Here is a 13494-nt window from a genome sequence, read left to right on the forward strand (position 1 = left end):
GGTCACGGCCGGAAGACCGCCCGCACGCAGCCGTCCGTCTTCTCCTTGAACATCTCGTATCCGAGCGCGCCCTCCTCCAACGGCAGCATGTGGGTGGCGAGGTGACTGGTGCTCAACTCCCCCTTGGCGATGCGGTCCAGCAGCATCGGCACGTAGCGCTGGCCGTGCTGCTGGGCGGCCCGCAACGTCAGCCCCTTGTTCATCAGCGCGCCGAGCGGGAACTTGTCCACGAAACCGGTGAACACGCCGAGCACGAACACGGAACCGCCCTTGCGACAGTTGAAGACGGCCTCCCGCACCGCGATCGGCCGGTCGGTCTCCAGCTTGAGCTTGCTCTTGACCTGGTCGTACACGTGCTGCGGGCCGGGGCTGTGCGCCTCGCACCCCACCGCCTCGATGCACACGTCCGGACCGCGCCCACCGGTCTCCTCCCGCAGCGCGGCGCCGATGTCGACGGCCTCGTAGTTCAGCGTCTCCACACCGAAGACCCGCTCGGCCTGGCGCAGCCGGTAGTCGAACCGGTCGATGACGAGAACCCGTTCCGCGCCGAGCAGTTGGGCGGCCCGGGCGGCCATCTGCCCCACCGCGCCGCTCCCCCACACGGCGACGACGTCCCCGGGCTGGACGCCGCCGAGGTCCGCGCCCATCCACCCGGTCGGCACGGAGTCCGACGCGAACAACGCGCTCTGGTCGTCGACGCCGTCCGGGATCGGGATCGCGGTGTGGTCGGCGAACGGCACCCGGACGTACTCGGCGTGACTGCCCCGGAAGCCGCCCATGGCATGCGAGTAGCCGAAGATGCCGCCCGGGTCGGCGCCCCACAGCCCCTGGGTGATGCCGGGATCGGTGTTGGTGTTGTCGCACAGGGACCACAGGTCGTGCCGGCAGTACCAGCACCGGCCGCAGCCGATGAACGAGCACACCACCACCCGGTCGCCCGGCTTGTGCCGGGTCACTCCCGGCCCCACCTCGACGACCTCGCCCATGAACTCGTGCCCAATGACGTCACCGGCCTGCATGAACGGGATGTGCCCGGTGAGCAGGTGCAGGTCCGAGCCGCAGACGGTGCTCAGCCCCACCCGCAGCACCAGGTCCTCGGCGTCCTGGATGCGCGCGTCGGGCACGTCCTGCACCCGCACGTCGTTGACGCCCTCCCAGCACAGCGCCCTCACAGCCGGCCCTCCTTCTGCGCCCGGCCCACGACCGCGCCCAGCAGCCGCCCGGCCGGCCCCGGATGTGCCGACCCCGGCGCGTCCGGGTGGATCACGAGCCCCGTCTCGATCAGGGACTTCGCCTGCCGTAACGCCACCCGCAGATCCGACCGGGACACGCTCTCGTCGTCCGGCCGGGCCAGCAGTTCCGTGCCCTTGTCCCCGGCGGCCGGCCGCACCCGCAGCTCGACGCGATCACGCAGCCGGGCCAACGGTTCCGGCAGCGACTCGGCTGGTGTGAGCTGGTCGGGCGAGCAGTTGACCGTCACGGCGAGCCAGTGGTCGTCGCGGCTGTCGCTCGCGGCCTGGAGACGTCGTCCCAGCGCGATCGCCGCCGCGCCGACGCCGGCGAGGATTCCCGCCTTGGCTGCTGTTCTCATACCTCGTGCCTTCCGTTCAGTGGACGGTGGTGATCTGGTGGGTCTGGCCCCGCTCCAGGTAGTGCACCGAGGTCGACAGGTCGCTCGCCGCCATGACGTCGCGGAACTGCGACAGCGGCGTCTTGAACACGCCGTAGTCGTCGTAGTGGACCGGCACGGCGTGCCGCGGCTCGAGCATGGCCAGCAGGTCACGGCCCTGGAGGCCGTCCATGCTGACCAGAGCGCCGAGCACCCTGGTGCCGCCGAGGTGGACCACGGCGAGGTCGATCTCGGGGAACCGCCGGCCGATCTCGCCGAGTTCGTCGTGCATCAGCGTGTCGCCGGTCAGGTAGATCCGCAGCGGCCGCGCCCCGGCGTGCGACCGGTACTCCAGCAGCGTGCCCATGACCGGCGGCATCAGCCGCCCGACCAGGCCGAACGAGTGCCGGCCGGGCAGCGACGTCATGACCAGCGATGCCGGTCCGCTGCGCAGTTCCTGCTGCTGCCATGTCCGCAGCCCGACGGCCTCCCCGAAGCCGGAACTGTGCAGCCGGCGCGCGGCCTTCGGCGTGGTGACGACCGGCGTCGCGCGGTCAAGGCCACGCCGGGCCGTCCGGTCGAAGTGGTCGCCGTGCAGGTGCGAGAGCACGACGGCGTCCAGCGGCGGCAGCTCGTGGACTTGGAGGGCGGGTTCGGTTCGCCGCCGGCTGGCGAGGCCCTTGCCCAGGTAGGCCCACTGGCCCCGGCGCAGGAAGTTCGGGTCGGTGAGCACGGTGAACTCGTCCAGCCGCAGCAGGGTCGTGGCCGTGCCGATGAAGGTGATCGAGCCGGCCGCCATCTCACGTCTGCCGATCGGCCTTCGGATGGGCCGGCTGCGCGGGCGTGCCGTGCGGCGGCGGCCCACCGGGCGGCGCGGCGGTCTGGCGGGTGACCGAGGGCCCCGCGTCGACGCCGGGCGGCTGCTCCGGCCGCCGCGCCGTCGGATCGCCGGTCGAGGGCTGGGCGCCGTGCCGGAGCGCGTCGACCCGAGCATCGATCATCTCCAGCACGGCGACCCGCCGGGCGTGCCCGTTCTCGTAGCCGCGGAGCTCGGTGAGATCGTCCTCGCGGAGGCTGCGGATCCGGTGTCGCAACGACGACACCGGCAGGTGGTCGTAGTCGGGCAAGGGGAGTTCCTGGTTGGTCATGGGGAGCCGGATACCCGTGCGCCGGGCGGACAATCGCCCGATTAGCGGCCGGGCCGACGGGTAGCCGTGCGGTATGAGTGCGCCCAGTTCCGTGGCACGGATGCTGGCCGGCCTGTTGGAGGCGAGCCACCTGGCCACCTTCGACGACCTCGCCGGCCTCGTCGCCGGGCACGGGGCGGCGGCCGGCCTCACGGACGTGGTGGCGTACCTGGCGGACCTACGTGAGGAGCACCTCGTCCGTCTGGACGACACCGCGGAAAGGTTGGCGATCGACACCACCGCGGCCGGCTGGGCGTTCCGGAACGTGCAGGTGGTCACCAGCCAGTCGTCGCTGTGGGTTCCCATGCTGGACGGCACCGAGCGCATCGGCGTGCTCGGCGCGACGGCCGGCGACGACGACACGGTGGCGAGGCTGCGGGCCCTGGCCTCGCTGGCGGCGCTGCTGATCGTCAGCAAACGTCTGCACAGCGACAGCTACCCGACAGTCGTCCGGTCCCGTCCGATGTCGCTGCCGTCGGAGGTGATCTGGCCGCTGATGCCGCCGCTGACCTTCGCCACCAAGGACCTCGCCGTGGCCGGAGTCCTCGAGCCGGCGTACGAGATCGGCGGCGACGCGGTGGACTACGCGGTGTCGCCGGACCTGCTGCACCTGTCCGTCTTCGACGCGATGGGGCACGACCAGTCCGCCGGCCTGACCGTCACCCTCGCCACCGGCGCGTGCCGCAACACCCGCCGGCGCGGCGCGCCGCTGGCGGAGATCGGGGACGCGATCGACGACGCCATCGCACGGCAGTTCGACCGGAAGCGTTTCGCCACCGGCGTGCTGGCCCACCTTCGGCCCTCGACCGGCCTGCTCACGTGGGTCAACCGCGGCCACCCGCCGCCGCTGCTGATCCGGCAGGGCCGATGGCTGACCACTTTGCGCTGCCCGCCCGCGCCGCCGATGGGCTTCGACCTGGGCATCCCCGCGACCGAGTGCCGGTACCAGCTGCAGCCCGGCGACCGGGTGCTGTTCTACACCGACGGCATCACCGAGGCGCGGGACGACCAGGGCCGCGAATTCGGGCTGCAGCGGTTCACCGACCTCGTCGCCCGCGGCGCCGCCGACGGCTACCCCGCGCCGGAAACCCTGCGGCGGCTGATGCGTGCCGTGCTTTCGCACCAGCACGGCCGGCTGCAGGACGACGCCACCGCGCTGCTGCTGGAGTGGCGCGGCGACCAGCAACACCGGCTGACGATCGGTTCCGCCTGAGCAGAACGGGTATTCCGGCTCTATGCGGTTGAGACGGAGCCGGCTGACCGGCGAGTGCATCACCCGGCGTCGCCGTGGCCGCGGGTTCGGCTACCAGCACTACGACGGCACGCCCGTGACCGATCCCGCCACCCTCGACCGGATCCGGGCGCTGGCCATTCCACCCGCGTGGCGGGACGTGTGGATCTGTCCCTGGCCCAACGGCCACATCCAGGCCACCGGCACCGACGACGCGGGCCGTAAGCAGTACCTCTACCACACCCAGTGGCGGGAGGACCGCGACCGGCAGAAGTTCGACCGTGTCCGCAAACTCTCCGCCAAGCTTCCCGCCCTGCGCCAGCAGATCGCCACCGACCTCGACGCCGGCGGCCTGGCCCGCCAGCGCGTCACCGCCGTCGCCCTTCGCATGCTCGAACAGGGCGTCTTCCGCATCGGCAACGACGAGTACGTCGAGTCCAACGGCACCTACGGCGTGTCCACTCTGCTCCGTACCCACGTCACCGTCCGCCGCGACCGCCTGGACTTCTGCTTTCTCGCCAAGGGCAAGAAGGAACGCCGCGTCGCCCTGGAGGATCCCGAGCTGGCCAAGGCCGTCTCCAGCCTCAAACGCTCCCGTACCGGCAGTGACCGATTGCTCATGTACCGCAACGGCAAGGACTGGCGTCCCCTCGATTCCCAGGACGTCAACGAGCGCCTGCACGAGCTGGTCGGCGACGAGTTCACCGTCAAGGACCTCCGCACCTGGAACGCCACCGTGCTCGCCGCCGTCATCCTCGCCGGCCGCAAGGGCCAGGGCAGCAAGCGCACCGCCGTCCGCGAGATGTTCAAACAGGTCGCGCACCACCTCGGCAACACCCCCGCCATCGCCCGCAAGTCCTATGTGGATCCCCGGGTCGTCCGCGCCTTCGAGCAGGACATGACCATCCGCCCCGCCACCGACCTCGAACGGGTGGAACGCTCCGTGGCCCGCCTCCTCACCCGCATCAACTTCGACGACTGACCCCCGCGAGTCACGCTCTGGGACACACCGAATGTCGCTTTCGGGCAGAAGTGAGCCTCGAATCTCAGTTCTGCTCGAAACCTACATTCGGTGTGCCGGAGAGCGTGACTCGCCGGGGTCGGGGACATCTGGTTTGGACTGGTCAGCTGGGGTTATTCCGGAGCGGTGACCACCTTCGAGGAGCGGCTCGTTCCCTCGCCGGCGCTGCGGCTGTTCCGCTCGCCCGGCGTGTACCGGCCGCAGTCGGACACCTGGCTGCTGGCGGAGGCCGCCGCGGCGGCGAGGATTCCGCCGGGAGCCCGCGTGCTGGACATCTGCACGGGGACGGGGGCGCTGGCGATCACGGCGTCGATGTTGGGGGCCAGGCACGTCGTCGCCATCGACGTGTCCAGGCGGGCGGTGTTGTCGGCGCGGTTGAACGCCTGGTTGAACGGGCAGCGAATCACGGCGTTGCGGGGGTCGATGCTGGCGTTGCCGGCGAAGGCGTCTTTCGACGTGGTACTGGCGAATCCGCCGTACGTGCCGTGTCCGGCGGACACCGTCACCCGAGGGCGACGGAGGGCCTGGAACGCGGGGAAGGACGGCCGGGCACTGCTGGACCCGATCTGCAGGTCGATGCCACAGTTGTTGAAACCGAACGGGTTTCTGCTGATGGTCCACTCGGCACTGTCCGACACGGACAAGTCGCTGCGGCAGTTGCGGGAAGGTGGACTGCGGGCGGACGTGGTGCTGACCAGCACGATCCCGTTCGGACCGGTGATGCGGAGCAGGACGGAGTTCCTGGAGCAGGAGGGGCTCATCGAGCCGGGGCAACGCCACGAGGACCTGGTGGTGATCCGTGCCGACCGACCGTGAGCACCGCCGCGTGGTCGTGGAGCCGGGCGGGCCCGTCCTGGTGGACGGGCCCGTCGAGATCGTGTTGCCGGACGGCACGACGGCGCGGTCCGATCGGTTCGTGGTGGCGGTGTGCGCCTGCCGACGCAGCAAGCGCTACCCGTTCTGCGACACCAGTCACCGCAAGAGGGTCCGCGACTCCTGACGCAGCGAGGACCGGCCGCTCCGCCAGGAGGACAGCAGGTGGTCGGCAAGATGCTGCTCCAGCAACTCCGTGGCCTGGATGCCGAACACGATGTCGGCGGCCAGTTCCGGTTCCCGAGCAAGCAGATCGCCGACGACGTCACGACGCAGCACCTGCTCGTGCACGGCGTCGGCCTCGATGTGCTCGGTGTAGAACAGCCGGCAGGCGTCGGGAGCCTCGAGACGGGTCAACGCGTTCTCCATCCGCTGGGCGCTGGGCCCGGTGCTGATCTCGGCGGCGGCGAAGTGGCCGACCAGGGCGCCGCGCAGCCGGCGGTGCAGACCGAACAGCGACATCATGTTGACGGTGGCCAGGGAACAGGCCGGCACGTCGTCGAGGTAGTGCAGGTATCCGGACGAAAGCCCGGCGGCGTCGAGCAGATCGGCGAACAGCCGGGCATGCACCCGCTCGGCCCGGCCGCCGCCGAACTCGTCGAACTCGACGGCGACCAGCGCGGCCTTGGCCCGGCCGCTCAGCCGGGGAATCACCCACGCGTGCGGGTCGGCCTCCTTGAGGTGGTAGATCGAGCGGTGCACGAAAAACTCTCGCATCTGCCACCACTCCCCCTCGTCACGCAGGAAGTGGCTGAGCCCGCTGCCGGGCACGTGCTCGACGAGCAGCTCGTCGATCTCCCCGGTCACGTCGTCGCCGCCGGGAACCGCGGCGTGCAAGGCGTCCTCGAAGACACGCTCCATGGAACCGCGCAACCGCAACAGGTCCGGGTCCCACTCCCACGCCGGGTCGACGTCGGGCAGCCCCTGGTAGTGCAGCTCGTAGCACAGGTGCAGGGCGAGCTGGAGGTCCTCGCCGAACGGGTCGGCGTCGTCGGCCGGGCCCGACGGCCGCACCGACCCGGCGGGCCGGCGCAGCACGCCGATGACCTCCTCGGACAGCGGTCCCCTAGCGATCATCGTTGCCTCCCAAGGAAAGCTGTCGTACGACGGCGGACAGGCCGGCCGCGGCCAGCAGGCGCTGGCGGGTGGCCCCGGTGCACCGGTCCCGCAGCAACCGGTGCACCTCGTCGAGCTCGCCGGCGTCCACCAGCGCGTCCCGCACATGATCGAGCAACAGCGCCACCATGACGGAGGCCGACACCTGCTTTCCCAGCACCGGATCGACGGCCGGACCGTCCATTCCGTACCGGGACGCCGTCCAGACGGCCGCGGCGGCAGTCTGCACCGGCAACGCCTCCACCCCACGGTCCAGTTGCGCCAAGGCGGTGTTCACCAGCGCACGACACAGCAGCGCCTGCAACACGGCATCGTCCACAGTGGCCGCGGTGTCGGCGACGCGGAATTCGACCGTGGGCCACCGCGGCGAGGGCCGGGCGAACCAGAAGGTCTGCTTCTCGTCCACGAGAACTCCGCAGTCCACCAGGCGTGAGACCTCCTGCTGCCACCGGGAATGATCGGCGCACCAGGGAGCGATGCCGGAGCCCGGGAACCGCGACTGCTGCACGATGCGCCAGCTCTCGTAGCCGCGGTCCTGTCCATTGTAGAACGGGGAATTGACCGACAGCGCCAGCAATGTCGGCAACCACCGGGCCACGTGGTTGACCACGGCCACCGCCGTGTCCTTGTCCGGCACGCCGACGTGCACGTGACAACCGCACGCCTCGTAATCGCTCGCGATGTCCCCGTACAGCTCGTCGACGCGGCCGAACCGTGGGTCCACAGCCTTTTCCGGCTGCGCGGAGCCCAGCACCGGCGTGCCGGTGGCCAGCACACGCACGTCCGTGGCGGAGGCGGCAGCGGCCAGTGCCCGGCGACCGGCCGCGAGCTGGCCCCGCAGCTCGGCGGCGTCACTGCAGACACCGGTGGCCACTTCCACCTGGGTGTCGCGCAACTCCCGTTGCACCCTCATCCCGGCGGGCAGCGGCCCGGCGCACCGCGCCAGCACCTCGGCCGCCCGCGGCGTTGTGGTGCCGGAGCGGTCGATGAGGAGGAACTCCTCCTCGACTCCGACCGTGCTCATCACCCCGCCGAGATACCCGCCGAACACGGCACTCAACCGGCCGCGTGGAAGTCCCGCCACGCCCGGTCGAGCAGGTCGGGCCGGGTCAGCACGTCGACGGCGGTGTCGGCCAGCGCCCGTGCGGCGGCCAGCATCACCGCCCGGCCCCGCGGGCTGGCGGCTGCCGCCGCGAACTCCGGCGTGTGGTCGGACTGGTCGGCGTCCGCGATGGCCACGAACGGGTGGATCGCCGGCAGCGTGTTGCTGACGTCGCCGATGTCCGAGGAGCCGAGGAAAACTCCCGGCGTCGGCTCGCCCAGGGTGATACCGGATTCGGCGATGTGCTGGGCGAAGGCGCCGGACAGGGCGGCATTGTCACGAACGTGCTGGTAGCCGTCGCTCGCCGGCCAGACATCGACGGTCGTGCCGGTCGCCCGGGCGATGCCGTGGGCGCATTCGGTCAGCTGCGCCACCAGGTCGTCACGGGCGGCCGTGGTCAGGCCCCGGATGCCGAACCGCCCCTCGGCCAGGTCGGGCACGATGTTCGTGGCGGTCCCGCCCTCCGTGATGATGCCCTGCACGTGCGAACCCAGCGGCAGCCGCGACCGCAGCATCGCCAACGCCCCGAACAGCTGCACGAGGGCGGCGAGCGCGTCGATGCCCTCGGTGGGATTGCCGGTGGGATGCGCGGCGCGGCCGTGGAACCGGACGCCGACCTCGATCTGCGCGGTGAGCGGCGCGTACCGCCAGTCGTGCACGCCGGGGTGGAACATCAGCGCCGCCTCGATCCCGTCGAAGACGCCGGCCTTCAGCTCCAGCACCTTGCCACCGCCGCCCTCCTCGGCCGGCGTGCCGATGACCATCAGCGTCCCGGCGAGATCAGGCATCGCATACCGCACGGCGAGCGCGGCGCCGAGGCCGGCGGTGGCGATGAGGTTGTGCCCGCAAGCGTGCCCGAGCCCCGGCAACGCGTCGTACTCCAGCAGCAACGCCACCCGCGGCGGCGCACCCGTGCCCCAGTGGGCGCGGAAGGCCGTCGGCAGGCTGGCGACGCCGTGCTCCACCTCGAACTGCGCCGCCGTGAGCGCGGACACCAGCTCGGCGCTGGCCAGGTGCTCCTGGAAGGCGAGTTCCGGCTTGTCGTGCAGGAGAAGGCTGATCCGCCACAGCTCGTCCGCGTGGCGTTCGACCTCCTCCCGCACCCGCTCGTGCACGGTCACGCCGGATCCTTGACCACGCGGACCGACTTCAGCTCCGAGTCGGCCGGATCGGGCAGCTGCATGCCCGCGTTCAGCCCGCTGCGCAGGTAGTCCAGCACCTCGCGGGTGATCACCTCACCCGGCACCAGCGCCGGCGCCCCGGGCGGATACGGGCTGATCATCTCGGCCGCCACCCGTCCGACCGCCTTGTCCACGTCGACCTGCTCGGTCTCGCCGAAGAAGGCGTCGCGCGGCAGCATCACCGTTTGGAGCTCCAACTCGTCGGGCCGGGGCAGGTCGACGGCCGGCGGGCGCTTCATCCGCTCGGCCGCCTGGGTGAGGTCCCGCAGGGCGTCCACCAGCACCGACGCCGTGTAGTCGTCGTCGGCGATGGTCAGGATCGCCACGATCCGCCGGTGGTCGGAGAGGCCGACCGTCACGCGCTTGCGGGCCCGCAGCCAGTCCGCCGCCTGGTAGCCGCTGATGCCCAGGCCGGACAGGTCGACGACCACCTTGAGCGGATCCAACGATGCCGCCAGGTCGGGGCCCACGAACTCCCGCTCCCCCATCACCCGCAACCCCGGCAGCTCGTCGATCTCCCGGCGAACCCGGTGCGCCAGCGACAACGCGGTCGACAGCAGCTTCTCGCCGTCCTCGACCATCTGCCGCCGCCAACCGTCCAATGTGGCGTACACCAGTGACGAAGCACTAGTGGTGCCAAGGAGATCCTCGCGCGCCTTCAGCACCGCCGGATCCACGCGGTCGCCCTGCAGATGGAAAACCGAGCTCTGCTCGACCGCCGCGCCCATCTTGTGCACGCTCGTCACGCACAGGTCGGCGTTGGCGTCCATCGCCCACGGCGGCAGGTCCGGGTGGAATGGCAGGTGCGCGCCCCACGCCTCGTCCACGATCAGTGGCCGGTCGAACTCGTGGCACACCTCGGCGATGGCCGCGATGTCCCCGCACGTGCCGTAGTCGGTCGGGGTCACCAGCAGCATGCCCTTGGCCTCGGGCTCGGCCTCGAACGCCGCCCGCACCTCGTCCGGGCCGGGCGGATGCGACAGGTGCCGCTCCCCGTCCCAGTGCGGATGCACCCAGACGGGTGAGACGCCGCTGAGGATCAGGCCGGAGATGACCGACTTGTGCGCGTGCCGCACCACGATCAGCTTCTCGTGCGGCCCGGCCACCGCCAGCATCGCGCTCTTCACCGACAGCGAGCTGCCGCACGTGGAGAAGAACGTGTGCTCGGCGCCGACGGCGTCGGCCATCAGCTCCTGGGCCTCCTGCAGCACGCCGTGTCGCATCAGCCGGTCGTCGAGCCCGTTGGGGCCGAGGACGTCGCTGCGGAACACGCCCTCCCCGACGACGTCGACGACCCGGCGGTCCGCCCCACGCCCCTGCTTGTGGCCGGGCGGGTTGAACGGTGTCATGCGCTGCTCGTGGTACTCGACGAGCGCGTCGAGCACCGGCGCCTTGCTGTGGTCCATGCGCTCGGATTCCCGCGCCGTCACCAGCGGAAACCAGCGCGGGTCAGCCCGTCCAGGCCAGCACGTCGAGCACGTCGGCCATGTTTTCGGCGTTGTCGTGGGCGGCCCGCTGACGTTGCGCGCCGTTGCCCGAGGCGCGGACCTGGGCCAGGGCCTGGGTCACGAAGTCGGCGTCGTCACCGAGGCAGGGTTTGAGGTCGGCCACCAGGTCGTTGACGACCTGCCAGGCGGGCACGAGGTTCCCGGTGCGGGGGTGGACGCACCGGCCGGTGAGGCCGTCGCGAGCGGACCGCCACAGCCACGCCCGCAGGACCTCCGGTGGGGGTTGAGCGGCCGGGCGGGAGTCGGCCGACTGGGCGGCCAGGCCGCGGATCAGCGCGGCGAGCAGGGCTGCTTCGGTGGGGGTCGGGAGCACGTCGGCGATGCGCACCTCGACGGTGGGTTGGTGCGCGGAGAGCCGGATGTCCCAGTAGAGCATGGCGCGGTCGAGTGCCGCGCCGGCAACGGTGAGCGCCTCGACCCGTGACTCGTAGGCGTCGACGGAATCGAAGTGCGGCGGCGGGCCGGCGGACGGCCAGCGGGTCCACAGGACGTGGCGCCAGCTGGCGTAGGCGGTGTCGTCACCGTTGTGGAACGGGGAGTTGGCGGTCAGTGCCAGAAGCACGGGCAGCCACGGGCGGATGTGGTTGCTGATGCGTAATCCCGTTGCGGCGTCGGGGATCGACACGTGGACGTGGCAGGCGCAGGTCAGCGACGCCTGGGCGATCGCGCCGAACTCGCGGGCCATGCGGTGGTAGCGGACGTCGGGGGTGAAGCGTGGGGGACGGTCGTCCGCCATGGGGGCGGTGCCGCTGGGGAGCAGACGGAGGTTCTGCTCCGCGGCTTTGGCCGCCAGGCCGTCACGGAGGGCATGCAGGCCGTTGACGACCTCGTCGATCGTCTCGCAGACGGCGGTCGCCGATTCCACCTGGCAGCGGCGGAGTTCGTGCTCGACCTGTCCGTCCAGGTCGTCGATGTCGTCGATCTGCTCGGAGATCTCGGGGCCGGCGGCAGCGAGGCGGCCGGTGGCGTCGACCAGGAGGAACTCCTCCTCGACGCCCAGCGTCAGACCCGGTCTGTCGGTCATGGGGGGAAGATGCCCGGTGGTGAGGGTCGTTCAAACGTGGGGGGCGTTGGCGGTCGGGGGTGGTGGGTTTTGGGGTGGTCGGTTGGGGGCGGGTTTTTGCGATGGGGGTCGCGTGGTCATGGTTGTGGGTTGCGTGGTCGCACTTGTGGGTCGCGTGGATTTTGTGTGGAGCCTCTGGACGATGGCCTCCGAGGGGCAATTCCGGGGCAGGCTCCGCCTGCCCCTCGCGCGGAGAGCTCAGGCCATCGTCCACCTCAACACAAAATCCACGCTCAGGTGTTCGGTCTCACCGCCGGAGTGGCGGTCGGCGCGATTATGCATGAAACAATCACCCGTTAGTGATTCGAGTTCGATCACGCGTGCGAGTATTCTGGAGGTATGGAAGAACTCACCCGTGAAATGGAGAACAGGGAACCCAGTGGGGACCTGTTCGACCTGGTCATGGGTGTGGACTGGGAAAGTCTGGGCGCCGACCAGTTGGTGACGGTGTCCATTCTCGCCCGCAAACTGAAGTCCGCCTGCGAATGGGTCGAGCTGGCCGCGCTGCGTCGGACCGAGGACCCCACCGAGCTCGCCATGGCCCTCACCGAACCTGAACAGACCGTGGCCCGGCGGAAAGAAGCCAGTGTGGTGTTGGAGATGCTGCCCCGGCTGGCCGACCAGCTACGACGCGGCGAGTTGGACTTCCGCCGACTGGACGCGGTGCGGGAGCGGGTCCGGCACCTGTCCCCCGACCTGGTCACCGAGGTTGAGGATGCACTGGTCGACGTGGCCGCCGGGTTGAACCGGACCCAGCTGTGCCGCAAGACCACCGCCCTGGTCGCCCACGCCGACCCCGACGGCTACGAGCAACGCTGCCACAAAGCCACCAAAGACCGCCGGGTCGAGTTCTCCCCACTCCCCGACGGCATGGCCAAACTGACCTGGATCCTGCCCGCCACCGACGCCCACGTCGTGTTCCAACAACTCTGCAAAGACGCCAAAGCCCTCCCTGCCGACGACCGCACCACCGACCAGAAACGCTCCGATGTCCTACTCGACCGGTTGCGGGGCACGACCCGCGACTGGAACGTCCGGACCTTCGTCACCCTCTCCATGGAGACGTTGATGGGCCTGACCAACGACCCCGGCCACCTCGCCGGCTACGGACCCATCTCAGCGGATGCTGCCCGGGAGCTGGCCATGCACGGCCCGTGGCGGGGCATCCTCCTCGACGAACACCGCCACGCCACCGCCATCACCACCGACACCTACCGCCCCACCACCCTGATGAAGGAATTCGCCCACGCGTCCGCCGGTGGGACCTGCACCGCCCCCGGCTGCGCCAGCCCCATTCAGGAGTACGACCACATCACCCCCTGGCCGCAGGGCGAGACCGAGCCCGCCAACCTCCAGGGCCTCTGCGCCTGGCACCACCACCGCAAACACGACAACTACACCGTGACCAGGGACCCTGACGGCACCTCACACTGGACCACCCCGACCGGCCGCCATTACACGACTCGCCCCTTCGAATACTGACCCCCGGTTCTTTGACAATTCCACAGCGACCAACAACCGCCAACCCACCACCCCCAGCAATGCACTTGGGCCGATTTTGTGTGGAGGTGGACGATGGCCTAAGCTCTCCGCGCGAGGGGCA

General features: G+C 70.5%; 14 protein-coding genes. 5 read left to right on the top strand and 9 right to left on the bottom strand.

The features are described 5' to 3' along the window. Positions 1–2 precede the first annotated feature (2 nt). The 4 genes from BJ998_RS41340 to BJ998_RS41355 are packed head-to-tail and all read right to left on the bottom strand — an operon-like array spanning position 3 to position 2757. On the bottom strand, positions 3–1172 hold the full coding sequence (locus BJ998_RS41340; RefSeq protein WP_184869579.1) for a zinc-dependent alcohol dehydrogenase: 1170 nt from the start codon (positions 1170–1172) through the stop codon (positions 3–5). Next, a complete protein-coding gene (locus BJ998_RS41345) occupies positions 1169–1591 on the bottom strand; it encodes a hypothetical protein (protein ID WP_184869580.1) in 423 nt (140 codons plus the stop codon). The genes BJ998_RS41340 and BJ998_RS41345 overlap by 4 nt, the downstream gene beginning before the upstream one ends. 16 nt (positions 1592–1607) lie before the next feature. Then, on the bottom strand, positions 1608–2408 hold the full coding sequence (locus BJ998_RS41350; protein WP_184869581.1) for an MBL fold metallo-hydrolase: 801 nt from the start codon (positions 2406–2408) through the stop codon (positions 1608–1610). A gap of 1 nt (position 2409) precedes the next feature. After that, a complete protein-coding gene (locus BJ998_RS41355) occupies positions 2410–2757 on the bottom strand; it encodes a DUF8129 domain-containing protein (RefSeq protein ID WP_184869582.1) in 348 nt (115 codons plus the stop codon). A 73-nt stretch (positions 2758–2830) separates the two neighbouring features. Between BJ998_RS41355 and BJ998_RS41360 the strand changes: the two genes are divergently transcribed. The 4 genes from BJ998_RS41360 (at position 2831) to BJ998_RS41375 (ending at position 6048) form a co-directional block, all read left to right on the top strand. Further along, on the top strand, positions 2831–4009 hold the full coding sequence (locus tag BJ998_RS41360) for a PP2C family protein-serine/threonine phosphatase (RefSeq protein WP_221339549.1): 1179 nt from the start codon (positions 2831–2833) through the stop codon (positions 4007–4009). A 22-nt stretch (positions 4010–4031) separates the two neighbouring features. Beyond that, a complete protein-coding gene (locus BJ998_RS41365) occupies positions 4032–5009 on the top strand; it encodes a DNA topoisomerase IB (protein ID WP_184869583.1) in 978 nt (325 codons plus the stop codon). 165 nt (positions 5010–5174) lie between these two features. Further along, positions 5175–5864, top strand: a complete 690-nt coding sequence (locus BJ998_RS41370; RefSeq protein WP_312890637.1) for a HemK2/MTQ2 family protein methyltransferase — start codon at positions 5175–5177, stop codon at positions 5862–5864. Continuing rightward, the gene (locus tag BJ998_RS41375; protein WP_184869584.1) at positions 5848–6048 is read left to right on the top strand and encodes a CDGSH iron-sulfur domain-containing protein; all 201 of its coding nucleotides are present in this window, start codon (positions 5848–5850) and stop codon (positions 6046–6048) included. The genes BJ998_RS41370 and BJ998_RS41375 overlap by 17 nt, the downstream gene beginning before the upstream one ends. On the opposite strand, the gene BJ998_RS41380 is transcribed toward BJ998_RS41375, so the two are convergent. From BJ998_RS41380 to BJ998_RS41400, 5 genes are read right to left on the bottom strand one after another with little or no spacing between them, the layout of a single operon-like run. After that, positions 6021–6998 carry an iron-containing redox enzyme family protein gene (locus BJ998_RS41380; RefSeq protein WP_184869585.1) on the bottom strand — a complete coding sequence of 326 codons (978 nt, stop codon included), beginning with the start codon at positions 6996–6998 and terminating at the stop codon, positions 6021–6023. The two genes, BJ998_RS41375 and BJ998_RS41380, sit on opposite strands and share 28 nt — an antisense overlap. Then, positions 6988–8061, bottom strand: a complete 1074-nt coding sequence (locus BJ998_RS41385; protein WP_184869586.1) for a carboxylate-amine ligase — start codon at positions 8059–8061, stop codon at positions 6988–6990. Before BJ998_RS41385 ends, BJ998_RS41380 begins: the two co-directional genes overlap by 11 nt. A gap of 32 nt (positions 8062–8093) precedes the next feature. Beyond that, a complete protein-coding gene (locus tag BJ998_RS41390; RefSeq protein WP_184869587.1) occupies positions 8094–9260 on the bottom strand; it encodes an amidohydrolase in 1167 nt (388 codons plus the stop codon). Then, a complete protein-coding gene (locus BJ998_RS41395; RefSeq protein ID WP_446685018.1) occupies positions 9257–10750 on the bottom strand; it encodes an aminotransferase class I/II-fold pyridoxal phosphate-dependent enzyme in 1494 nt (497 codons plus the stop codon). The genes BJ998_RS41390 and BJ998_RS41395 overlap by 4 nt, the downstream gene beginning before the upstream one ends. 19 nt (positions 10751–10769) lie before the next feature. Beyond that, positions 10770–11852, bottom strand: coding sequence for a carboxylate-amine ligase (locus BJ998_RS41400; protein WP_184869588.1), 1083 nt, complete (start codon positions 11850–11852; stop codon positions 10770–10772). 378 nt (positions 11853–12230) lie between these two features. On the opposite strand from BJ998_RS41400, the gene BJ998_RS48875 reads away from it, so the two are divergent. After that, positions 12231–13373 (top strand): HNH endonuclease signature motif containing protein, encoded by a 1143-nt coding sequence (locus BJ998_RS48875; protein ID WP_184869589.1) that lies wholly within the window; start codon positions 12231–12233, stop codon positions 13371–13373. Positions 13374–13494 lie beyond the last annotated feature (121 nt).

The organism is Kutzneria kofuensis, from assembly GCF_014203355.1.
GTDB classification, from domain to species: Bacteria; Actinomycetota; Actinomycetes; order Mycobacteriales; family Pseudonocardiaceae; genus Kutzneria; species Kutzneria kofuensis.